We start from the raw sequence: 22,096 nt of genomic DNA on the forward strand, positions 1-22,096 counted from the left end.
TCGCGCGGACTTTCGGAAAGGCGCCTATTTGCGCCCCATCTCGAAATAGTTGGGCAGCGGAATGAGCCGGGCAAAGATCGTGCCCTGGTCGAAAACGCGCACTTCCAGCATCGAGCCTGACGAGCGTTCGGCGCTCTGGTCGAACAGGAAATTGCCGAGCGAGTAGACCTCCGCCACATCGCCGCCACCGAGCGGCAGGATCGCTTCGCTCGACACATGCGGATGGCCGCCGATGATGGCCGAGACACCGCGCAGCCGCATCTGGTCGGCCAGCATGTCTTCGCGCGCCGACGGCTCGGTCTTGTATTCGCGGCCCCAATGCACGAACGCGATCACCGGCCGCTCGGCATTCTCGTGCAGCAGCCGGTCGAGCAGAGTGGGCGTCAAAAGGTTGGTGTTCTTCGAGCCGTTGGTGTCTATATCGGTCAGCCCAACGAGATCGAGATCGGCAAGCGCCAGCGTCTCGCCCTGGCCGAAATGTGCAATGCCCGCCGCATCGAGCGCGTGCAGCGTCTCGGCATAACCCGATGGCCCGAGATCGAAGGCGTGGTTGTTGGCGAGGCCGACAGCGGCGACATGCAGTTTCTTCAACATGTCGACAGCCAGCCCCTCGGGCATCGCCAGCGTCATGTCGTCGATGGCCTCCGGCACATTGGGCAGCACGACGCCTTCGAGGTTGACGATGAGCGGCCGCGACCTGGTCAATGCCAGGACGTTGTCAACGATCCGCTCAGTGACGCCGTCGCGGACCAAGATCTTGCGCATGGCGCGGCCGAAATTCACGTCGCCGGCAAAGTAAAAGATCTTGTCTTTCGCCCGGGCCGGGTTGTTGAAACCGGGGCCGAAGGCGCCGAACAGCGCCACGACATAGCTGGTGGTTCGCTCGACATAGTCGCTCGTGTGCGCTTGCGAATTCTCATTGGCGATGACCAGCGGCCCGGCGCCGAACAGCGTCCGCTGCAGCTTGGTCTGGATATAGAGCGCACCGACCGAATCGGCGTGATCCGGCTGGCGCAGGGCCGCGATGCCGTCGAGCGAGCCGGCGGCCAGGATGTTCAGCGTCTGCTGGTCGAAGCGGCGGGCGTCGTGCTGCGGCAAATAATGGGAGAAGTCGGTCGATTCGACGATCAGCGTGTCGTCATCGACGATCGCCTTCAGGGCTTCCGCCAGCCGATCCCAGTCACCGCGGTGCGCCTTGACCGACATTGCCACGGGCACGATCTCGGCTTCAGGAAAATAGTGACGCAGGAAGGGCAGCATGGCCAGCACGCCGTGCTCCTGGGCGAACAGGCAGGAGTCCTCCACCATGTCGCTATTGGTCTCCAGCCGACGCGCTGCATCGGCATCGGTGGTGACCTCGCCAAGCACGGTGTCGAAGCCGCGCGTCGTGGTGGCGAAGAGTTTTTGCGTCTTGTGGAAATGGTCGGGCGACAGAATAACGATGCGCTTGTAGCGGAAGCCGGACGCCGCCTGGAATCCGAGGGCCACGAGATCGGCCGTCAAAAGGTGATGCGGCACGGTGATGCCGGTCAGCCGTTGGTTGGAGGGTTCGACATCGGCGACCTTGGCGATGGCGTCGTTGAAGAGTGTGGGGTCGTCGTAGAAGCGGGAAAAGTTTTCGTTGCCTGGCGGGCAGGCGACTGGTGCGGCCAAGGCCGCTCCAAGCGTAGTCAGGGACAGGATGGCCAGCGCCAGGCGAACCGTCATGGCTCGGCCAGGATGATGTTCTCCACACCGCCGACATAATAGAACGGCTTCTGCCGCGAGGCGGTCAGTCGCACCACCTCGCGCGAGATGTAGTCGGCGAGGCCGAACAAAGTCACGCCGCCATCGGAGGTTTTGGCTTTGCCGCGCAGGCCTTCGAGGACCGAATAGGTGAAGACGCCGTGGCCGAGCTCGGGCAGTTCGGCGGCGGTGTTGTTGGCGGCCGTGGCCGAGAAAACGACGATGCGTGCATCCTGCGCGTCCTTTTCCAGGCGCGGGTTGAAGGCATTGGCGGCATGGCAGGTGTCGAGCAGCATGAAGCGCATGCCCTTAGCCCGCTCGACCGACTTCTGGATGTTCGACCAGTCGACCAGCGAAGACCGCTTCCAGCGCTCGGCGTCCTGTTTGCGGCCGTCGGTCGGGATGAAATAGTAGTCCTCGTCGATGTTGATGCCGTGGCCGGCGACGAAGATGATGGTGGTGTCGTTCTCGCCTGGCTTGTCGAGGAAATCGGCGAGCTGGTCGTCGATCGTGTCCGCGTCGGGCTCCAGGACGCTGTCGGCGCTTGCGACCCTGAACACATCCGTGCCGCCGTCGGGCGTCTCGTCCAGGGCTTCGCGGTTGACCAGCACCAGCGTCTCCATCGACGAAAACAAAGGCGCCGATTTCTGCGCGATCACGTTGAGGAATTCCGTCGCGTCGTCGACGGGGTAGCGCAGATCGCATGCGTGGCCGGCACAGGCCTCGGTGAGGAAAGGATATTTGTCGACGCCGATCACGGCCACATAGAGCTTGCCCTTGTTGGCAATCTTCTCGGTCTTCTTGGCCAGCGCCGTCACGCTGCGCTCCGTGAGGTAGCCGAATTCGTTGGTGCCGGTGATGCGGATGGTGTTTTCGCCGTTCTCGACCGGCACTTCGATGATGGTGTTTTTGCCGCCGTCGACCGAACGCGCGGTGACGTCGCCAACATTGCGGCTGTTCGACAGGATCGAGAAACCGGCGACATTTGCGCCGGCTTCACTGGCGCCGGTGATCTCGACAGCGACATAGCCGTCGCGGACGTTGCTCTGATCGGCGGCGAGCTTGAGGCCAAATTCCGGCGGCTTGCGCTGCAGCAGCTTCTGCAGCTCGTGATCGACGCCCGGCCGCATCTCCTCGGCCGCCTGTTCGGCGCTGCGCAGGATGATCGCGCGGCGCACCATTTCCGGGCTCCACAGATATTTCTTCAATTGACCGGCACTGATGAAGCGGCCTTCATGGTCGCGGCCCTGATTGACCTGCCATCCCACAAGCTTGTCACCCTCGTCCGACGAATAGTAATAACCCTGCGGCATCCAGGCGATCCACTCTGAGCCGGCAAAGAACATCGACACGATCAGCCTGTGCGTCTTCAGGTTCCACAGCCGCAAGGTCTGGTCGGCGCTGCCGGTGACCAGCAGGCCGGCGTCCTCCGAGACGGCCATGGCGTTGATCTCGCCGGTATGGCCGGTGAATTCGCCGGAGATCTTGGCGGTCGGGGTTCTGTATTCAAGCAGCGTTCCGTCATTGCCGCCGGTGATCAGGCCAAGCCCATTGTCGATCAGCGTGTAGGCCGAATGGACGAAGCCGTTGGTAGCGTCGTTTTCGATGCTGCGCACCACCTTGCCGCCATTGACGATTTCCAGCACGGCGTTTTCGAGTGCGTCCTTGCCGCCCGGTGCGGTACGAAGCGACCATTGGCCGTCATCCAGAGCCGCCCGCGCATAGGCGCCCTGTTCGGCCGCCGGCTGCGGGTTGTCGAAGAAACGCTCCGCCGTCGGCAATGCCAGCATCTTGTCGAGCCCGCCTTGCCGTTCCGGACAGGAGACGCGTTCAGGGCAGGGATTGGCATTGCCCCAGGCGACGACGCCGTTCGCCGCGTCGATGCCGACCGCGGTCACCGGTTCGCCGGCGCCCTGCAGCAGCGCCTTGCGCTCGCCGGTGGCGGGGTCCCAGACCTGGATGGCGTTGCGGGTGCCGCCGGCGGTCGCCACCAGCGAGCCGTCGGCATTGGCGGCGCTGGCAAAGACGGTGCCGTCATGGCCGCCGTAGTCGCGCTCGACCGCGCCGCTGTCGGTGTTCCAGACGATGGAGCGATGCTTGTCGGCACAACGATAGCCGCAGGACGCGACCAGCCGCGCCCCCGAAGCAAAGGTCAGCGAACCGATGAAGAAATCCTGCTTCGGCATGGCGCGAACGAGCCTGCCGTCCGCGGCGCGCCAGAGCTGCACCAGCCCGTCCTTGTCGCCAGTGGCAAACAGGCTGCCGTCCTGCGACACGGCGAGCGCGGCGACGCTGACGTCCCGCAACGCCTCGGCCTCGGCGGGCAGAGCGATCTCCTCGCCCTTGGCGACATCCCAGAGCCGGATGCCGTTGTCGGTGGTTGTCGCTGCCAGACGAGTTCCCGAGGCGGCGAAGGCGAGCTTGTCGATATGCCAGGAATCGGCGTCGAGTTTGCTGCCCAGTGTCCAGCCGGTCGCTGATGCCTCATCCGGCCGCCACAGATAGACGAAGCCGTCGGCGCCGCCGGCTGCCAGGGTCCTTCCATCGGCTGAGAAGGTAAGGTCATAGATCGCATAGTCGGCAGCCTTCAGCACCGCCTTGATCTTGCCGGTGGCGAAATCGAACAGCCTGATATCGCCATAGGGCGGCTTGTCGCCGAGGCTGGCGCCGAAATAGCCGCCGGCGGCGATCGTCTTGCCGTCCGGCGACACCGCGACCGCAAAGATCTTGCCGTCACTGCCTTGCCCGAGATAGCCGCGAATGGTGCGCAGGCTCACCCCGCTTTGCCAGTCCCAGATGCGGATGGTCTTGTCGTTCGATGCGGAGACCAGTTCCTGGCCGTCCGGCGTAAAGGCAAGGTCGTTGACCTGCGCGCTGTGGCCGCCGGTGTTGAGGTCGAGGTGGAAATCCGGCGCGTCTTCGGCGTGTACGGCTGACGCCATCACAAAGGCGCCGGCTACGATCAGCCACCGGAAAGCGCGCGTAAGGGGTGAGCGGCCCGGCATGATGTGCGGCCGCTATTTGGACTGAGCCGGAGGCGGCCCTTCGTGCACATAGGTCTCGATCGCCGAGGCAAAGTTGGAAGAACCGGCCTTGCGCTCCTTATCGATATAGCCGGCAAAATAGCTCCAGAAGGAAACCGCATAGTCGCGGAAATAGGCGTCGGCCACTTCGCGGGAGCACAATTTGCCATCAACGCAGATGGAGAGGCGATTGAGGAAATAGACGACGCGATCAAAATTATCGCTGAAATCGGCAAGCGGCATGGTGCCGCCAGTTTCCGACATCGCCTCGATGCCGATGCGCTGCCTGAACACCTGCTCCTCGGTCGGCGTCGGGTTGGCGCTGAGCAGATTGTCGTATTTGGCATTGAGCGCCGCCAGCCGCTCCTTGAGCGCCCGTTGCGCCTCATGGAAGTCTTTGCTTTCCCAAAGCTCGACCAGCGACATCGTCTGCTCGACGCGCTTCTGGTCCTGGTTGGCGAGAAACTGATAGACCGAAAAGGCCAGGGTGAAGATGATCGCCAGACGCACGGCCAACCCCGCCCAGGCATAGACGAGCATGCGCCAGTCGCGATCGGTGAAGGGGTTGGTCTCCTTCTTGATCTCGTGGGCGCTCGGCCACGGAAAGCCTTCGGTGGTTTCCGGTAAGGTCTCCGGCTTCTTGTTCGGTGCAGGCGCTTGCGCCGCCAGCGCCTGTTGAGTTGCGTTGCCCCCCGGCTTTTTCATCCGCAGCTGTCCAGTTCGATGGTGGCGGTCGGGTCCAGCACGACGCCGGGCGCCTCGAGTTTCTTCTTCAGGCAATCGAGCTGCGTGCGTGAAATCATGAACTGCACGTCCGGTTCCGCAGGCGCCTTGTTCGGTGATGGCAAGGGCTCGACCACGCCGCGCGAGGCGCAGTTGCTCAAATCGACCACGACGGCGCCGTTGCCGGTTTTGGCGATCTGGTCGTACTGGTCGAGAAAGCAGCTCGCCAGCTCGGAATTGGTGATGATCTGCTTGGCGCACAGGCCGCAGGCCTCATCCGCCGAAGCATTGGCGACCGACAGCCCGGCCATGAGGCCGATGGCTGTTGCGCGCCAGGAAAACACTGAGATAGTCACGAATGTCCTCGTCTGTTTCATCCGGCCCCCGTCGCCAGGGCCGCGAATGTTCACATATCATGCCCGCGCAAGGGCCGTCACGGCAATGCCAGTCTGGCTCAGCTCAGCTGCGCGGCACCGTCTCCATCGGGAAGATCATCACCGCGCCCTTCGGACCGCTCTTGTCGGCAAGCTTCATCACCGAGCGCGTCGCCGGCGCCATGCCGATGTCGGTCAGCATGGCGGAGAAGCCTTGCCCGCCGACCGCGCGTGTCGCCGAGGGTACGCCGTCCTGCCCCAGGAAGCTCAGATCTTCCTTCTCGCTCTGCGGCGGCGCCTCGGTCAGCACGGCGATCATCCGCTCCATGCCGAAGCTGGTGTCGGTGAAGGCGAGCAGGCCTTCCTTCAAGCCGGCGTCGGGCGATCCGTTGGCAGGGGCCAGCCGTTCGGCGACGATATGGGTGATCGAATAGTCGCTGCCGACATAGAGCACATTGATGTCGACATAGGCGTCCGATTCGTTGCGAACCAGGACATGCACCTGGTCGCCGGGGGACACGCGCGGCACGGTCGAAGCCTGCAGCGGCTCCAGTGCGTCGCTGTCCTTGCGTTTGATCTGGAATTCGACGCTGACCTCTTCCGGCCGATAGTCGGATGCGGCGGCGAGCCTTGACAGGCCGGTGGCGCGGAAGATCGTCGTCAGGTTCCTGGCGGTCGCGTCGACCAGCTTGTCGCGGTCATCGGGATGAATGATGATCAGCGGCGGCTTGCTGCCGTCCTTCAGCGACACGTCGCCCGAGGCGGTCAGGAACCACAGCGCCGGCTTGTCGGTGGCATCCTTGGCGGCGCCGGCAATGGCATTTTCGCGCAGCACTGCGAGCCGCAGGTCGGCGCTCTTGCCGGGCTCGACCAGCGCGATGTGGAAGCCTGAGTTCTCCTTGGCGGCCAGTTCGTCGAGAACCGCATTGACGAGGGCGGTTTCCTTGTCGAGACCGTCGGTCGCTGCCGGCCGTGCCACCACGAGCTTGTAGTCGACGGCGAGTTCGGCCAGCCGTGCATAGGCGTTGGCGGGAATGTCCGCCAGCTTCAGCGCCGGCTTGTTGTCGAACTCGACCGGCTTGACGCGGCTTTCCAGGTTTTTCGCCGACTCGACTTCCAGATAGCCGAGCGCTTCGGAGAGCTGCGACAGCGCTGAGGGCAGGATGGCGAGCTTGCTGCCCGGGGTGAGGCGATGCAGCAGCCCGGCGCCGATCGTCGCCTCGTCATCCTTGATCACAACAGGCCATTGCATGACCGCATCGGTCTTGTCGGTGCCGAAGACGCGTGCGTCGAGTTCGCCTTCGAACAGCGGCGTCGGCCGCGTGCGGCTGTCGGCCGAATATTGCTGCAGCACGGCCTGGCCGAGCTGGCGGTAGGTGACATCAGGGTTCTCGGCCAGTTTCGACAGGATGGTGAAGGTGAACAGGCCGAAGCGCGGCGCATCGGCAGTGCCCTTGGGCAACGGCATCTCAGGCGTCGTTTCGACCGTCTGCGCGGCATAGAAGGCGACCAGCTTGCCCTTGGTGATCGGCTCGCCGCCGGTTGGGGTCAGGTTGAAGGCAGGCTTGCGGCCGCCGTTCTCGTCGAAGCCGCGCGATGCGCCGGCGGCTATGTCGTCATAGCTCTTGACGGCAGCGGCCTTCGCCGCCGCGTCGCCACCGACCAGATCGGCGAACTCGACCTTGCGCTCCATCTCGTCGTCGACTTCGGCGGCGCGCGTCGCCGTCCCGGAGTGGCAGCAGTCGAACACGACCCAGACGAAGGCGCCCTTGTCGCGGATGGCGTCGAGTGCGGCGCCAACCTCGTTGTCGACCAGCGCATTCGGCACGCCCTCTTCGCGCTTGACCCATTTGTCGATGTCGACGGGCAGGAAAATCTCGTCGAGACCGTCGGTCTCGTCGCCCGCCTTGGCTTGCGGCTGTTGAGCGCCGTGACCGGACAAATGCAGATAGACGAAATCGTCGCGTTGGACCTTGGCGGCGAGATCGGCAAGTGCGGCCTTGATCGCCGCGTGCGTCGGCAGGCCGTTGGCGCCTTCGACATCCTTCGCGAGCAGCGTGACGTTTTCCGCGGCAAATTTCACTCCGCCGGGCGTATTCTTCAAGAGATAGTCGCGCACCAGACCGGCATCGTTCTTGGGCCCGATCAGCCAGTTCTTCTGCGGCAGGTTCGGGTAGTCGGTGCAAGCGACGAGAAGCGCGTGGTAGGTGCGCGAGGCGGCCAAGGCCCGGAACGATAGCGTGCCGGCAACCGTCAGCGCGGACGCGCCGACAAGCAGCGTCCGTCGTGTCAATTTGATCATCATTGCTTCCCCAAGCCCGATCGAATTTCCAAGCGCCGCGACCCTCGTCGAGGATTTTGTCAGCATTTTGAATGTTGTGCGGCGAACCGTCTCGTAATCCGACTTTCCAGCCGAGAAGACGCCGATATCGTCTTTGTCAGCCAGAAACAGTAGCAAAAATGACGGTTCGTCGCTATCTGAATGGCACAGGAACCATTCGCATACAGAAATAGGCTACCAACGGCGCAGACGGGTTGGAAACAGGATCATGGCCGCTAGGGATGTGCTGACGAAGAACCAACTGTGCGTGCTCGAGAAGCTCGAGGCTGCCAGCGGGCCGCTCAGCGCCTATACATTGCTCGACCAACTGCGCGAGCGCGGCTTTCGCGCGCCGCTGCAAGTCTACCGCGCGCTCGACACGCTGGTGAAGTCCGGCTTTGTGCACAGGCTTGAAAGCCTCAACTCCTTCGTCGCCTGCGCCGAGCCGCACGACCACAGCCATTCGATGACCGCCTTCGCCATTTGCGACACATGCGGGCAGGTGACGGAATTCTCCGACCATGATGTCGGCCACCGGCTGGACGAATGGGTACGGTCCACCGGCTTTGCCGCCAAGAAGGCGGTGATCGAGTTCCGCGGCACCTGTGCGAAGTGCCTGGCCGAGGCCGCCTGAACTGGCTTAGTGCGCCTCGTCCCAGTTGTTGGCGGCCCGGGCATCGACATGCAGCGGCACCGACATCGAAACCGCCGGCATTGGCGCGTTCTCCATCACGCGGCGGACGACAGGGATCGTCGCCTCGACTTCCGCCTCCACCGTTTCGAAGATCAGCTCATCATGCACCTGCAGCAGCATGCGGGCGGAGAGCCCGGCCTTGTCCAGCGCATCCTCCATGTGCACCATGGCGCGACGGATGATGTCGGCGGCGGTGCCTTGCAGGCGCGCGTTGATCGAGGCGCGCTCGTTGAAGGCGCGGATCGAGGGATTTGACGATCTGATCTCCGGATAATGAATGCGGCGGCCAAAGATGGTTTCGACGAAGCCGTGTTCGCGGGCATAGGCCTTGGTCGCTTCGATGTAGTCGCGAATGCCGGGGAAGCGCTCGAAATATTTCTTGATGTAGGCGCCGGCCTCGTCGCGCGGGATCGACAGCTGGTTGGCGAGGCCGAAGGCGGAAATGCCGTAGATGATGCCGAAATTGATCGCCTTGGCGCGGCGGCGGATCTCGCCGGGCATGCCTTCGACCGGCACGTTGAACATTTCCGACGCGGTGATGGCGTGGATGTCGGCGCCATCGGCGAAGGCCTGCTTGAGCTGCGGGATCTCGGCGACATGGGCGAGCACACGCAATTCGATCTGGCTGTAGTCGGCCGAGACCAGCTTGTTGCCTTTGTCGGCGATGAAAGCGGTCCTGATCTTGCGGCCTTCGGCCGTGCGCACCGGGATGTTCTGCAAATTGGGATCGGAGGACGACAGCCGACCGGTCGTCGTCGCGGCTAGCGCGTAGGAGGTGTGGACGCGCTTGCTGTCGGGATGGATGAAGCCGGGCAGCGCATCGGTATAGGTCGATTTCAGCTTGGTGAGCTGGCGCCAGTCGACGATCTTGCGCGGCAGTTCGTGGCCCTCGGCGGCGAGGTCTTCCAGAAGCTGCGCCGAGGTCGACCATTGCCCGGTCTTGGTCTTCGAACCGCCGGGCAGCCCCATGCGTCCGAACAAAATGTCGCCGAGCTGCTTGGGCGAACCGATGTTGATGCGCTCGCCGATGAGCTGGTAGATTTCCTCCTCCAGCCGGGCAGCGCCTTGCGCCAGTTCGCCTGACAGTCGCGACAGGATCTGCCGGTCGACGGAGATGCCGCGCTGTTCCATTCTGGCCAGCACCGGCACCAGCGGCCGCTCCAGCCGCTCATAGACCGAGACCAGGCCCTTGGCCGCTAGCCGTGGCTTCAGCACCTGCCAGAGCCTGAGCGTCACATCAGCGTGCCCGGCGGCATAGGCCGTCGCCTTGTCGATATCGACCTGGTCGAAGCCGACGAAGCTTTTCCCCGAACCGGCCAGCTCCTTGAGCGGCGTCGTCGAGTGGCCAAGCCATTTCTCAGAAAGAGCGGCTAGGGTGTGGTGGCCGGTGCCGGCGTCGAGCACGTAGGAAATCAGCATTGTGTCGTCGAAGGGCGCGATATCGATGCCGTGGCGGCTCATGACGACGAGGCCGGATTTCAGCTCCTGCGCGATCTTGAGAACGGACTTGTCTTCCAGCAGCGGCTTCAGCAGCGCCAGCGCCTCGCGGACCGGGATCTGGTTGTCGAGCGCGCCGCCGCCGAGCAGGTCGCCGTTGCCGCTCTTGTGGGTCAGCGGCAGATAGGCGGCGCGACCCGGCGCGGTGGCGATTGCCAGGCCGATGAGTTCGGCCTGCATAGGATCGGGCGAGGTGGTCTCGGTCTCGAAGGCGACGATGCCGGCGGCAACCGCCTCTGATATCCAGCTCTTCAGCGTGGCGGCGTCGCGGATGGCGACGTAAGCGCTGGTGTCGATCTTGCCGGCGCCGGCAGCTTCCAGGCGAAGCGCCGACAGCAGGGATGGGGTGTCGCCTTGCCTTGCCGCTTCCGCCCTGGGCGTGCCTGCCGCTGCGTCCCCTGTCCCTGCCAAACTGTCCGTCGTGCTTTTGGCGATCGGCGCCCCCGACCCGACATCGGGACCATGCGCCGTATCGGCACGCTCGACGGTGACCGTGACAGCCTGGACATCGCCGGCCTCAGTTGCGGTCGCTTCCGCGACACGGCGGGTCAGCGATGTAAATTCCATGGTCTTGAGGAAGCCGATCAGCTTGGGTCCGTCGGGCTCATGCAGCACGAAATCGTCAAGCCCGTCGATCACCGGCACGTCGTTCTTCAGCGTCACCAGCTGGCGCGAAATGCGCGCCTTGTCGGCATTGGCGATGATGGATTCGCGCCTTTTGTCCTGCTTGATCTCGCCGGCGCGGGCGAGCAGCGCGTCGAGATCGCCGAACTGTTCGAGCAATTGCGCCGCCGTTTTCGGCCCGATGCCCGGCACGCCCGGCACATTGTCGACCGAATCCCCGGTCAGCGCCTGCAGGTCGATCATCTTTTCCGGCGGCACGCCCCATTTCTCGATGACTTCCGGGACGCCGATCTGGCGGTCCTTCATCGGGTCGTACATGCCGACCGTGGGGCCGACCAGCTGCATCAGGTCCTTGTCGGAGGAGATGATGGTGGCGTCGCCGCCGGCTTCGCTTGCCAGCCGGCAATAGGTGGCGATGAGATCGTCGGCCTCGAAGCCTTCCATCTCGATGCAGGGCAGGTTGAAGGCCTTGGTCGCCTGGCGGATCAACCCAAATTGCGGGATCAGGTCTTCGGGCGGCGCCGAGCGGTTGGCCTTGTATTCCGGGTAGAGCTCATTGCGAAAGGTTTTCGACGAATAGTCGAAAATGACCGCGAAATGCGTCGGCACGATGCCGACGTCGGTGTTGCGGGCATCCAGCATCAGCTTCCACAGCATGTTGCAGAAGCCGGAAACGGCCCCGACCGGCAGACCGTCGGATTTGCGGGTCAGCGGCGGTAGCGCATGATAGGCGCGGAAAATGTAGCCGGAGCCGTCGATAAGGAAGAGATGATCGCCTTTTTTCATGCCGGCAGGGATAGCGCGGCATGATGCTGCGGTCCATGGCAAAGGCGGCTTCAACCACTGGTTCCAGCAACACCCTGACAGAGTGGTCGGCTCACGCACATGTTACAAAAGTGTAATTTTGGCGCCCTTGAAACGCCACGTTCGAAGACACAAATAAAGCGCATCGGCAGTTTTCGCCGAGTCCGGAGCAAGGCCCGTCCCCCGCCTATCCCGGACACTTGCGGCAGCCTATCCCCCCTCTCCGGGCTGCCGCATCGTTTCGAGTAAAACGCCGCCGTGGTTCCCCCTCCACCACGGCGGCATTTTTTTGCCTTGCGACAGCTATTGGTGGCCCGTGGTCCAATGATCGCGGGCTTTTCGTTCTGGAGCCGCGCCGTTAGGGTTGCCGCTCAGAATCGAAAGGCTTGACCCGATGTCCGCAGTTTCCCCCGTCCTCGACCGTCTCGACAGCAATTTCGACCAGAGCCTGGAGCGCCTGTTCGGCCTGCTCAGGATCAAGTCGATCTCCACCGATCCGGCCTATGCCGCCGACTGCCGCAAGGCGGCGGAATGGCTGGTGGCCGAGCTCAAGCTGATCGGCTTCGACGCCAGCGTGCGCGACACGCCCGGCCATCCGATGGTGGTTGCGCATCATGACGGGCCAGCCGGCGCCCCGCATGTGCTGTTTTATGGGCATTACGACGTGCAGCCGGTCGACCCGATCGAGCTCTGGGAAAACGATCCGTTCGCACCCGCGGTGAAAGAGGTCGCACCCGGCCACAAGGTGATCACCGGCCGCGGCTCGGCCGATGACAAGGGGCAGTTGATGACCTTCGTCGAGGCCTGCCGCGCCTGGAAACAGGAGCATGGCGGCCTGCCGTGCCGCATTACCATCCTGTTCGAAGGTGAGGAGGAGTCCGGTTCGCCGTCGCTAAAGCCGTTCCTCGAAGCCAATGCAGCCGAACTTAAGGCCGATTTCGCACTGGTCTGCGACACCGGCATGTGGGACCGCGAGACGCCGTCGATCTGCGTCGCGCTGCGCGGGCTGGTCGGCGAGGAGATCACCGTCAAGGCCGCCGATCGCGACCTGCATTCCGGCCTCTACGGCGGTGCCGCCGCCAATCCGATCCGCATCCTGGCGAAGATCCTGGCCGACATCCACGACAAAGACGGCCGCATCACCATTACGGACTTCTATGACGGCGTCGAAGAAACCCCGTCGCAGATCCTGAAATCGTGGGAGACGCTCGGCGAGACGGCCGAAACCTTCCTCGGGCCCATCGGTCTGTCGATTCCGTCAGGCGAAAAGGGCCGCTCGGTGCTCGAACTGACCTGGGCGCGGCCAACGGCCGAGTTCAACGGCATCATTGGTGGCTATACCGGCAAGGGCTTCAAGACGGTGATCGCGGCGGAGGCCTCGGCGAAAGTGTCGTTCCGCCTTGTCCACAAGCAGAATCCCGAGAAGATCCGCGCCGCTTTCCAGAAATTCGTCCAGGAGCGCATTCCTGGGGACTGCTCGGTCGAATTCCACCCGCATGGCGGCTCGCCGGCTATCCAGCTTTCCTACGACTCGCCGTTCCTGGCCAAGGCCAAGAATGCGCTGTCGGATGAATGGCCAAAGCCGGCGGTGACGACGGGCAGCGGCGGTTCGATCCCGGTGGTCGGCGATTTCCAGACCTATCTCGGCATCGAATCCCTGCTGGTCGGCTTCGGTCTCGATGACGACCGTATCCATTCGCCCAACGAGAAATATGAGCTGACCTCCTTCCACAAGGGGCAGCGTTCCTGGGCGCGCATTCTCGATGCGTTGACGCGCTGAACGGGCCAACGGACAAGTTTCTGTTGATTTTTCATTGCATCGCGGCGAGGACGGGTAGCGCCGTGACCGGAGAAGACGATGAGCGATATCCGCTTTCATAAAAACGACCTGCCCGACCTCTCGCACTACAATGTCGGGGCGGTGGCCATCGACACCGAGACGCTGGGGCTGAACCCGCATCGCGACCGGCTCTGCGTGGTGCAGATCTCACCGGGTGACGGCACGGCCGACGTCATCCAGATCGCACCCGGCCAGAAGAAGGCGCCGAACCTCGTCAGCCTGCTCAGAAACCGCGGCATCACCAAGCTGTTCCATTTCGGCCGTTTCGACATCGCCGTGCTCTACAACGCCTTCGGCGTCATGGCCGAACCGGTGTTCTGCACCAAGATCGCCTCGCGGCTGACCCGCACCTACACCGATCGGCACGGGCTGAAGGACATCTGCAACGAACTTTTGGGCGTCGGCCTGTCGAAGGTGCAGCAATCGTCGGATTGGGCGGCCGAGACACTATCACCCGAACAGCTCGAATACGCAGCGTCTGACGTGCTCTATCTGCACCGGCTGCGCGACGTGCTGTCCGGTCGGCTGGCGCGCGAGAACCGAACCAAGGAAGCCGACGCCTGCTTCCGCTTCCTGCCAACGCGTGCCAAGCTCGACCTGATGGGCTGGGGCGAAGAAGATATTTTCGCTCACAGCTGATGGCTTTAGCCGGAACCAGGATGCACTCCGCTGCGTTTGTCGGCTCAAAGAGGGATGACATGGCAGACCGCAAACCGATCTCCACCGCGCCAATGGACGGCTCCAAGATCACTGTCCAATGGAAAGACAGCGACGGTGTGATCAACGAATCTCCCGCGCAATATCGCGACGATGGCTGGTGGGTCTATGTCGACAGCCATACGCAGAAGAAGGTCGAGCCGACCAGCTGGCGGCCTGCCGCTGGCGACGATGACGACGACTGACGCCGCCGCTGGCGGGACCAGCCGCTTTCGAATAGCCTGAAACCGTTGAAATCGAGGCCGATTCGGGGTTTGCGGCTCCGCTATCGCCCTCTTGCTCGGAGGAACTCTTTATGGGTATCGAAAGCCTTCTCGTCTTCATCATCATCGGCGCCATTGCCGGCTGGCTCGCTGGCCTCATCGTCTCGGGCTTTGGTTTCGGCCTGATCGGCAACATCATCGTCGGCATCGTCGGTGCGTTCATCGCCGGCTGGCTTTTCCCAAGGCTCGGCTTCGCCATCGGCGGCGGAATTCTCGGCTCCATCATCAACGCCACGATCGGCGCCGTCATCCTGCTGGTGCTTGTCAAGGTCTTGAAGCGAGCGTGAGGCTCGATATCAGAAGGAGCGCGCCATGAAACAGAACACACTCTATCTCCTCATTGGCGCGCTCGTTGTCGTGGTCATAGCACTCGGCATTTACGTCTATCGCGAAGAAACCAAGCCAAAAGGCGTGGAACTCAAGATCGACGACAAGGGCATTTCGATCCAGCAGAACTGAGCGCATCGGTGCAAGCTGCGGAGCGTGATCTGATCCTCGACGACGAGACAGGGCCGGACGACGACGAGATCAAGATGTCCGTCGAGGAATGGCTGCGGTTCAACCCCCAGCCCAAGTTCACCAACGCTATTCGCGACCGGCTGCGGGTGTTTCGCTTTTTGAGAAAACCGCCGGCTGTGAGCGCATTGCATGACCGGCAGGCGGCGTTCTCCGATACCATCTCCGCCACGGTGGCGTTCAACCGGCCAGACGTGATCGAATGGCAGATCTATCTGGTGCGCCGGCACCTGGCTGAGCGCGACGGCTACATCGTCTTCGACAATAGCAGCAATGACGATGCCAGACTGGCGATCGCCGATCTATGCCAGCGACAGCGTGTCCCCTATGTCGGCCTGCCCAGAAACAAACTGTATGTCAGCGCCTCGCATGGCCTGGCGCTGAACTGGATCATGCGCAATTTCGTGAGAAAGGTCAGGCCGCTGCGGTTCGGCTTCATCGACCACGATATCTTTCCCACCGAGGCGTTTTCCATTCGCGAGCGGATGCAGGGCAAAATCCTCTACGGCTATCCGCGCCGCGATACACCGACGCCGGGCGGCTGGTTCCTGTGGCCGGGCTTCTGTTTCTTTGACGGGAGCGTGCTGCGGCAGCGCCTGGATTTCGCGCCAAGCGGCGAATTCCACATGGATGCCGGCGGCGGCAACTGGCCGCTGCTCTATCGCCCGGCCGATCCGGGCCAGGTCCGCTTTGCGAAAAGGAAATGGCACCGCTTCGGAGCCGGCCGCAGCCTCTATGATGGCTTCTTCAAGGAGATCGACGGTTGGCTGCATGTGGGCAACGCTTCGCGTTGGAAGCAGCCGCAGGTCGACAGGCGCGAACCGCTCGGCGCCCTGTTGCGGCAGGCGAGTGGCGCCGATGCGCCGGATGTGGCGTTCGAGCCGATCTGATGCTGTTCGGCCAGGCCCGCAAAACGCGCTTGTTTGATTTCAATGGGCTACGGTTCGATTGTAAAACCATCAGCCAGTGCGACTAGCCGGCTTGTGCCCGGCCGACCGTCTGACGCCATTGCTCCCGCTCGCGCGGCCACTCACAATGCTGGCAGCGCGGCACTCGGTGAAGTTGAAAATTGCCGGCAAGGCAGGGCCATTGCATCGTCGTAGCGCCGGAAGAAAGGCCAACCCGGCATGGAATCAGAATGACGGATCGACGCTTCGGCGTTATGATACCGGCATAGGGCGTTTGGGGCCAACCAACCTAACTATCAGGAGGTTGCCATGAAGTACCAAACACTGGACCAACTGCATGCAGTGGCCGAGGTCAACACACAGCCGGTAATGAGCCGAACCCAGCGTCTTGTGCGTTGGGCCGAGCTTCTTGAACGTGAGCCCAGCCGGCTCCTGACCGCGCTCGCCGGGACCGAATACCGTGCGCCGCCCGAGCGCGATGTCATGCGAGGCGACGGCTCGCCGATATCGGTTGCCTTCACGGACCCCATTTTGCACGATGAGGGTCTGAAAGACGACAATTATGGCGAAGCCAAGCGCTTCTTCGAGCTGACCGACCACCAACTGCACGAGATTGTCTGCTACTGCCATGTCGGCGAGGTAATGCAATCCTCCAGGGCAGCGCTTTCCGTTCGTGCGGCGATTGGCTGATGCATGTTCCACCAAGTGATTGCTTGGTGACGAGATGGTTAGAGCGCGGTCGAATGCACGGCAGGCAACAGTCTGCTGATCGCGCTCTAACGAGGGCCATACTTGCGACTGCCTGCCAAAGTCCGCACGGCGGCTGGCAGTGGTCGAGGGCTTTGCGCCCGGACAAAATGCTACGGCTTCTGATTTGTTCTGTCTTGAGCCTACGACCGTTCGCTGGCGCCAAAATCAGGTGCCTCGAACAGAGCGGCAACGGGTAGTCTGCCAAGCATTTGATTATCAAACGCTTTGAATTTTCCGACTTAACGCGCCTTTAAACTGCCGCATCTACTCTTCAACCCGAACGCCATAGGCATCGGGACAGACAGCGCAGGGCATGGCGAACCGCAAAGACAGCCGCATCGAACCCAGCTTCGAGGGAACGCCACGGGCGAAATCTCCGGCCGGTTTTTCGGTGAGCGAGGAGGATCGCGTCGTGCCGAGCAATCGCAAGTCCTCCTCAGGACGCAAGTCGGCCAGGGCGAAATCGTCGCGCCGGGGTCGCGGCAGAAGCCGGCGCGGCCTGTTCGGGGTGCTTGCCCGATTGTTCTACTGGTGCTTCGTGATGGCCATCTGGGGTGGCATCGCGGTGGCCGGCATCGTCGTCTATTACGGCGCCAAAATGCCCGCGGCCACCACCTGGTCGATCCCCGACCGTGCCCCCAACATCAAGATCGTTTCCGTTGATGGCCAGTTGCTCGCCAATCGCGGCATGAGCGGCGGCGAGGCCGTCGGCCTGCACGAAATGTCGCCCTACATCCCCGAGGCCGTCATCGCCATCGAGGACCGCCGCTTCTATTCGCATTTCGGCATCGACCCGATCGGTCTTTCGCGCGCCATGGTGACCAATGTTCTCGGCCGGCATTTTTCGCAGGGCGGCTCGACGCTGACCCAGCAGCTGGCCAAGAACCTGTTCCTGAAGCCGGATCGCACGCTGGAACGCAAGGTGCAGGAAGTGCTTTTGGCGCTGTGGCTGGAGCACAAGCACACCAAGGACCAGATTCTCGAAATGTACCTCAACCGGGTCTATTTCGGCTCCGGCGCCTATGGCGTCGAGGCGGCTTCGCGCCGCTATTTCGGCAAGAGCGCGCGCGATGTCACGCTGTCGGAAGCAGCGCTTCTGGCCGGCCTGTTGAAGGCGCCGTCGCGGCTGTCGCCGGCGCGTGACCCGAAGGCGGCCGAGGAGCGCTCGCAGCTGGTGCTGGCCGCCATGCGCGACGAGGGCAAGATCAGCGCCAAGGAACTGGCCTTTGCGATGAGCGCGCCGGCGACGCGTTCGCCGTCCTACTGGACCGGTTCGGAAAACTATGTCGCCGACACCATCATGGAAGAATTGCCCGACCTGATCGGCGACGTGCGGGGCGATATCGTCGTCAACACCACCGTCGACCTGAACCTGCAGAAGCTCGCCGAACAATCGATCCGCCGGCTGATCGACGAGAGCGGCAAGAAACTCAATGTCAGCCAGGGCGCGCTGGTGTCGATCGACAATTCCGGCGCGGTGCGCGCCATGGTCGGCGGCTACGATTATTCGACCAGCCAGTTCGACCGCGCCTCGGAAGCCCGTCGCCAGCCAGGCTCGGCGTTCAAGCCGTTCGTCTACATGGCGGCCCTGGAAGCCGGCCGCACGCCAGACAGCATGCGCAACGACGCGCCGATCAAGATCGGCAAGTGGACGCCCGACAATTACGGCGGCAAGTATTTCGGCAAGGTGACGCTGGCGACTGCTTTGGCGAAATCGCTGAACTCGGTTGCGGCACAGCTTACCATGGAAGTCGGGCCCGACGCGGTGGTCGAGGCGGCGCACCGCATGGGCATCCAGTCCGACCTGATTGCCAACACCTCGATCGCGCTCGGCACCTCCGAAGTGACGCCGCTGGAATTGACCTCGGCCTATGTTCCCTTCGCCAATGGCGGCTACAGACCGGACATCCATTTCATCCGGCGGGTGGCGACCACAGACGGCAAGGTGCTGTTCGACGACAATGGCGGCAGCGCACCTCGCGTCGTCAAGACCGAGATCGTCGGCATGATGAACTCGATGATGACCGGCACGGTCGAGACCGGCACGGCCAAGAAGGCGGCTTTTGCCTGGCCGGCTGCCGGCAAGACCGGCACCAGCCAGAATTCGCGCGACGCCTGGTTCGTCGGCTACACCGCCAATCTCACCACCGGTGTGTGGTTCGGCAATGATGACGGCAGTCCGATGAAGAAGGTCACCGGCGGCGCGCTGCCGGCGCAGGCCTGGCACGAGTTCATGGTCGCAGCCCACGAGGGCGTGCCGGTGCGGCCGTTGCCCGGAACCTGGAAGTCGACGCCGGCCGACACGATCGTGCAGGACGAAATACCGTCATCGGGTACGGCACAGCCGGCACCGGTGCCGCCGGCGTCCGTCGGCCAGTCCGCACCGGCGCCAAGGGCGGCTGTGCCGGTCGCCCAGGCGCCTGCACCGACGCGTGCGCCGCGGCCTGCCGAAACGGTCGATGCCGACGGCTTCGACATGCCCGGCGACGGCGGCACCACCGCCTCGATCAAGCATCCCGTACCGCCCGGCAGCGTCGGCGGCCCGACCAAGAAGCGGAAGACCTCGATCCTCGACATTCTCGGCGGCGGCTAAGCGACCCCTCGCCACCGCAATCGCCTTCCGCTACATGTCCGGCTGGAGACAGCGACATGGCCGAGACCGACACCAGAAAAACCATCGTGCTGACCGGCGCCAGCCGCGGCATCGGCCATGCCACGGTCAAGCGCTTTTCGCGCGAGGGCTGGCGGGTCATCACCTGTTCGCGCCAGGCCTTTGCCGAGGATTGTCCGTGGCCGGCCGGTCCGGAAGACCATATCAAGGTCGATCTCGCCGATCAGGAGGATGTCGGCATCGCCGTCTCGGAAATCCGCCGCCGGCTGGAAGCGCATGGCGGCCAACTGCATGCGCTGGTCAACAATGCCGGCATTTCGCCGAAGCTCAAGGACGGCAACAGCCGCATGAACTCGATCGACACGCCGATGCATGTCTGGCGCGATGTGTTCCAGGTCAACTTCTTCGCGCCGATCATGCTCGCGCGTGGTCTCTTCAAGGAGCTTGCCGCAGCGAAAGGCTCGATCGTCAACGTCACCTCGATCGCCGGCACCCGCGTGCATCCCTTCGCCGGTACGGCCTATGCCACCTCGAAGGCCGCACTCGGTTCGCTGACGCGCGAGATGGCGCATGATTTCGGCCCGCACGGCATCCGCGTCAACGCCATTGCACCCGGCGAGATCGACACGGCGATCCTGTCGCCGGGCACGGACAAGATCGTCGAGACCATTCCGCTGCGGCGGCTGGGCACCACGGCGGAAGTCGCAGACATCATCTTCTTCCTGTGCTCGCAGCAGGCGTCCTATGTGACGGGCTCGGAAATCCACATCAATGGCGGCCAGCACGTGTGAGCGGCTGACTTCACGCTATCGTCAGAACAGCCTTGCCGCTGAAGCTGCGCTGTCGCAGTGCCTCCAGGGCTTGGGCGATGTCTGTCCACGGTACGGTCAGGGACACGCGGGTGTCCAGCCGACCCGCCGCGACCAGAGCGAGCAGCGAGGCGATGTCTGCGCCAATGCCTGAACCGGACGTGTAGTAGGCAAAGGTCTGCAGCCTCGCCCCCTCGTGACCGGGAACGAACTGGCGGAAGCCGACGGGCGTGAGTTCGCCGCTGCTTGAACCGAACATGACGATGGTCCCGCCAGGTGCGACGCGCTCGATCGCGTGTGCGAGGCTTTGGCCGCCAACCGACTCGGTGATCAGCGAGAATGGCCCACTGGCCAGCTCGATCGACCCGACAACCTGGCCGGCCCCAAGGTTGCGCAAATCCTCGGCATGCCGGGCGGCGGCTATTGCCGTCACCGAGGCGCCTTGCTCGCGGGCGATCTGGATCTGGAAGCGGCCGACCGCACCGCTGGCGCCCGTGACCAGCACCTGCTGTCCCGCGAGATCGCCGCCATAGCGCAAAGTCCTCAGTGCGGTCGTGCCCGCCACGGGGAGCGTGGCTGCGGAGGCATAGCTAACCTCATCCGGCAGGACGGCGAGACGGTCGGTTGGAACGGCGACCCGTTCGGCCCAACCGGCCTCGTCGACCAAAGCCACAACCCGGGCACCGACCGCTGGCCCGGAGCCATCGGCTGCTGCCCGTTCGACAATCCCAGCGATGTCCTGGCCGGGTATCCAGCCGTCCGGGCGGATGGCGAGGAGGCGCAGTTCACCGCGATTCAACGAGGTTGCGTGGACCGAAACAAGCGCTTCGCTCGCGAGGGGTTGAGGCTCCTCGACTTCGACGAGCCTCAGTCCGGTGGTGCTGTCCGAAGACATGACGAGGGCGAGCATGGTTGTCGTTCCTTCCTGCCGGTTTGTGGACGCACCGGATCCTATCGACTTCCCCGATTAAAAAATTTAGCTATCATGGCGAATAGTCGCTAAAAACAGTCAGTCATGAAACAACCGCTCCGCTACCCTTGGCTCGACTTCGATGTCGATGACCATTCCGCCCCTGCGATTGCCGTGCGCGTTGATGTTCCCGAGACCAGAGCGGAGGTGCCCGACCATTGGCACCGCAAAGGCCAACTGGTCTTTGCGCTGGGCGGCGGGGTAACCTGTCGCGTTCCCAGTGGCTGGTGGATGGTGCCGCCGCATTGTGGGGTGTGGATTCCCGGCGGCATGGAGCACAGCAATATCGCGACCGCCAATGCCCGGATTTTCTTCGTCTACATCGAACCGGGAGCCGCCGATCTGCCGGACCGGTGCTGCACGCTTTCGATCTCGCCGCTGCTGCGCGAACTGATCATCGAACTGTCCGATCGCGTGGAGGATGATGAGGCGAGGGGAGAGCTGTTGACCAAGGTCCTGCTCACCGAACTGCCGCGCATGCCTGTCCAACAGCTACATCTGCCGATCTCGCCCGAGCCGCGCTTGCGGCGGATCGCCGAAGCGTTGGCGCAAGATCCTGCCGACCGCAGCACTCTGGCCGAATGGGCCAGTCGCGTCGCGCTTAGCGAGAGCAGTCTCGCCCGTCTCGTGGTGAAGGAGACCGGCTTGAGCTTCGGGCGCTGGCGCCAGCAACTGCACCTGATCGTCGCCATACGGGAGTTGGCCTCCGGTGCGAGCGTGCAGCAGGTTTCAGGCGATCTCGGCTATGACTCCGTCACGGCCTTCATCACCATGTTCAAGAAGGCGCTCGGCAAGCCGCCGGCAAAGTATCTCAGCAGTGTGGCGCAAAATGGCGGCTCTGCATTCGTGGCATGATCAACTCGATCTGGGGAGAGCGTGTCGGCGACGCAGCCCGCAGGGCGGAGTTTGGTGGCGCGTGGCGCTGAAA

Annotated in this window: 18 protein-coding genes; 11 read left to right on the plus strand and 7 right to left on the minus strand. The window is 63.4% G+C overall.

Annotated elements, in window-relative coordinates; translation table 11 throughout:
• Positions 1-24 precede the first annotated feature (24 nt).
• The 5 genes from amrB to AC1DVW_RS21995 form a co-directional block, all read right to left on the minus strand.
• The gene (gene amrB / locus AC1DVW_RS21975) at positions 25-1,707 is read right to left on the minus strand and encodes an AmmeMemoRadiSam system protein B (RefSeq protein ID WP_477325849.1); all 1,683 of its coding nucleotides are present in this window, start codon (positions 1,705-1,707) and stop codon (positions 25-27) included.
• Positions 1,704-4,667: a caspase family protein gene (locus AC1DVW_RS21980; RefSeq protein ID WP_477325851.1), complete on the minus strand. Its 2,964-nt coding sequence runs from the start codon at positions 4,665-4,667 to the stop codon at positions 1,704-1,706. The genes amrB and AC1DVW_RS21980 overlap by 4 nt, the downstream gene beginning before the upstream one ends.
• Positions 4,668-4,742: 75 nt before the next feature.
• On the minus strand, positions 4,743-5,453 hold the full coding sequence (locus tag AC1DVW_RS21985; protein ID WP_477325853.1) for a DUF4760 domain-containing protein: 711 nt from the start codon (positions 5,451-5,453) through the stop codon (positions 4,743-4,745).
• Positions 5,450-5,827, minus strand: a complete 378-nt coding sequence (locus AC1DVW_RS21990) for a hypothetical protein (RefSeq protein ID WP_477325855.1) — start codon at positions 5,825-5,827, stop codon at positions 5,450-5,452. Before AC1DVW_RS21990 ends, AC1DVW_RS21985 begins: the two co-directional genes overlap by 4 nt.
• Before the next feature lie 103 nt (positions 5,828-5,930).
• The gene (locus tag AC1DVW_RS21995; RefSeq protein ID WP_477325857.1) at positions 5,931-8,147 is read right to left on the minus strand and encodes a caspase family protein; all 2,217 of its coding nucleotides are present in this window, start codon (positions 8,145-8,147) and stop codon (positions 5,931-5,933) included.
• A gap of 247 nt (positions 8,148-8,394) precedes the next feature.
• Between AC1DVW_RS21995 and AC1DVW_RS22000 the strand changes: the two genes are divergently transcribed.
• Positions 8,395-8,799, plus strand: a complete 405-nt coding sequence (locus AC1DVW_RS22000; RefSeq protein ID WP_023675234.1) for a Fur family transcriptional regulator — start codon at positions 8,395-8,397, stop codon at positions 8,797-8,799.
• Positions 8,800-8,805: 6 nt separating this feature from the next.
• Here AC1DVW_RS22000 and polA read toward each other — a convergent pair whose 3' ends face one another.
• Positions 8,806-11,766 carry a DNA polymerase I gene (polA, locus tag AC1DVW_RS22005; RefSeq protein ID WP_477325859.1) on the minus strand — a complete coding sequence of 987 codons (2,961 nt, stop codon included), beginning with the start codon at positions 11,764-11,766 and terminating at the stop codon, positions 8,806-8,808.
• A gap of 412 nt (positions 11,767-12,178) precedes the next feature.
• Here polA and AC1DVW_RS22010 point away from each other — a divergent pair, with 412 nt between their 5' ends.
• The 9 genes from AC1DVW_RS22010 to AC1DVW_RS22050 all read left to right on the plus strand — a co-directional run bounded on the left by AC1DVW_RS22010 (position 12,179) and on the right by AC1DVW_RS22050 (position 20,180).
• On the plus strand, positions 12,179-13,564 hold the full coding sequence (locus tag AC1DVW_RS22010; protein ID WP_477325861.1) for a M20/M25/M40 family metallo-hydrolase: 1,386 nt from the start codon (positions 12,179-12,181) through the stop codon (positions 13,562-13,564).
• A 78-nt stretch (positions 13,565-13,642) separates the two neighbouring features.
• On the plus strand, positions 13,643-14,263 hold the full coding sequence (locus AC1DVW_RS22015) for a ribonuclease D (protein WP_477325863.1): 621 nt from the start codon (positions 13,643-13,645) through the stop codon (positions 14,261-14,263).
• A 59-nt stretch (positions 14,264-14,322) separates the two neighbouring features.
• A complete protein-coding gene (locus AC1DVW_RS22020; protein ID WP_477325865.1) occupies positions 14,323-14,526 on the plus strand; it encodes a hypothetical protein in 204 nt (67 codons plus the stop codon).
• 110 nt (positions 14,527-14,636) lie between these two features.
• Positions 14,637-14,891, plus strand: a complete 255-nt coding sequence (locus AC1DVW_RS22025) for a GlsB/YeaQ/YmgE family stress response membrane protein (protein ID WP_477248709.1) — start codon at positions 14,637-14,639, stop codon at positions 14,889-14,891.
• A 25-nt stretch (positions 14,892-14,916) separates the two neighbouring features.
• Positions 14,917-15,063 carry a hypothetical protein gene (locus AC1DVW_RS22030; RefSeq protein WP_477271299.1) on the plus strand — a complete coding sequence of 49 codons (147 nt, stop codon included), beginning with the start codon at positions 14,917-14,919 and terminating at the stop codon, positions 15,061-15,063.
• A gap of 8 nt (positions 15,064-15,071) precedes the next feature.
• Positions 15,072-16,010: a hypothetical protein gene (locus AC1DVW_RS22035; protein WP_477325867.1), complete on the plus strand. Its 939-nt coding sequence runs from the start codon at positions 15,072-15,074 to the stop codon at positions 16,008-16,010.
• A gap of 327 nt (positions 16,011-16,337) precedes the next feature.
• A complete protein-coding gene (locus tag AC1DVW_RS22040; RefSeq protein WP_477271303.1) occupies positions 16,338-16,718 on the plus strand; it encodes a hypothetical protein in 381 nt (126 codons plus the stop codon).
• A gap of 373 nt (positions 16,719-17,091) precedes the next feature.
• Positions 17,092-19,371: a transglycosylase domain-containing protein gene (locus tag AC1DVW_RS22045; protein WP_477325869.1), complete on the plus strand. Its 2,280-nt coding sequence runs from the start codon at positions 17,092-17,094 to the stop codon at positions 19,369-19,371.
• Positions 19,372-19,427: 56 nt separating this feature from the next.
• Positions 19,428-20,180: an SDR family NAD(P)-dependent oxidoreductase gene (locus AC1DVW_RS22050; RefSeq protein WP_477271307.1), complete on the plus strand. Its 753-nt coding sequence runs from the start codon at positions 19,428-19,430 to the stop codon at positions 20,178-20,180.
• A gap of 10 nt (positions 20,181-20,190) precedes the next feature.
• On the opposite strand, the gene AC1DVW_RS22055 is transcribed toward AC1DVW_RS22050, so the two are convergent.
• Positions 20,191-21,108 (minus strand): zinc-binding dehydrogenase, encoded by a 918-nt coding sequence (locus tag AC1DVW_RS22055; protein WP_477325871.1) that lies wholly within the window; start codon positions 21,106-21,108, stop codon positions 20,191-20,193.
• Positions 21,109-21,213: 105 nt separating this feature from the next.
• Between AC1DVW_RS22055 and AC1DVW_RS22060 the strand changes: the two genes are divergently transcribed.
• Positions 21,214-22,023 (plus strand): AraC family transcriptional regulator, encoded by an 810-nt coding sequence (locus AC1DVW_RS22060; protein WP_477325873.1) that lies wholly within the window; start codon positions 21,214-21,216, stop codon positions 22,021-22,023.
• The last annotated feature ends 73 nt before the right edge of the window (positions 22,024-22,096 follow it).

The sequence above is a fragment of the Mesorhizobium sp. P3_B5 genome (genome assembly GCF_056402815.1).

Bases quoted from the DNA above. Each gene is read 5' to 3' on its own strand.
- amrB (WP_477325849.1), bottom strand. From the start codon at position 1,707: ATGACGGTTCGCCTGGCGCTGGCCATCCTGTCCCTGACTACGCTTGGA.
- AC1DVW_RS21980 (WP_477325851.1), bottom strand. From the start codon at position 4,667: ATGGCGTCAGCCGTACACGCCGAAGACGCGCCGGATTTCCACCTCGAC.
- AC1DVW_RS21985 (WP_477325853.1), bottom strand. From the start codon at position 5,453: ATGAAAAAGCCGGGGGGCAACGCAACTCAACAGGCGCTGGCGGCGCAA.
- AC1DVW_RS21995 (WP_477325857.1), bottom strand. From the start codon at position 8,147: ATGATCAAATTGACACGACGGACGCTGCTTGTCGGCGCGTCCGCGCTG.
- AC1DVW_RS22000 (WP_023675234.1), top strand. From the start codon at position 8,395: ATGGCCGCTAGGGATGTGCTGACGAAGAACCAACTGTGCGTGCTCGAG.
- polA (WP_477325859.1), bottom strand. From the start codon at position 11,766: ATGAAAAAAGGCGATCATCTCTTCCTTATCGACGGCTCCGGCTACATT.
- AC1DVW_RS22010 (WP_477325861.1), top strand. From the start codon at position 12,179: ATGTCCGCAGTTTCCCCCGTCCTCGACCGTCTCGACAGCAATTTCGAC.
- AC1DVW_RS22015 (WP_477325863.1), top strand. From the start codon at position 13,643: ATGAGCGATATCCGCTTTCATAAAAACGACCTGCCCGACCTCTCGCAC.
- AC1DVW_RS22020 (WP_477325865.1), top strand. From the start codon at position 14,323: ATGGCAGACCGCAAACCGATCTCCACCGCGCCAATGGACGGCTCCAAG.
- AC1DVW_RS22025 (WP_477248709.1), top strand. From the start codon at position 14,637: ATGGGTATCGAAAGCCTTCTCGTCTTCATCATCATCGGCGCCATTGCC.
- AC1DVW_RS22030 (WP_477271299.1), top strand. From the start codon at position 14,917: ATGAAACAGAACACACTCTATCTCCTCATTGGCGCGCTCGTTGTCGTG.
- AC1DVW_RS22040 (WP_477271303.1), top strand. From the start codon at position 16,338: ATGAAGTACCAAACACTGGACCAACTGCATGCAGTGGCCGAGGTCAAC.
- AC1DVW_RS22045 (WP_477325869.1), top strand. From the start codon at position 17,092: ATGGCGAACCGCAAAGACAGCCGCATCGAACCCAGCTTCGAGGGAACG.
- AC1DVW_RS22050 (WP_477271307.1), top strand. From the start codon at position 19,428: ATGGCCGAGACCGACACCAGAAAAACCATCGTGCTGACCGGCGCCAGC.
- AC1DVW_RS22055 (WP_477325871.1), bottom strand. From the start codon at position 21,108: ATGCTCGCCCTCGTCATGTCTTCGGACAGCACCACCGGACTGAGGCTC.
- AC1DVW_RS22060 (WP_477325873.1), top strand. From the start codon at position 21,214: ATGAAACAACCGCTCCGCTACCCTTGGCTCGACTTCGATGTCGATGAC.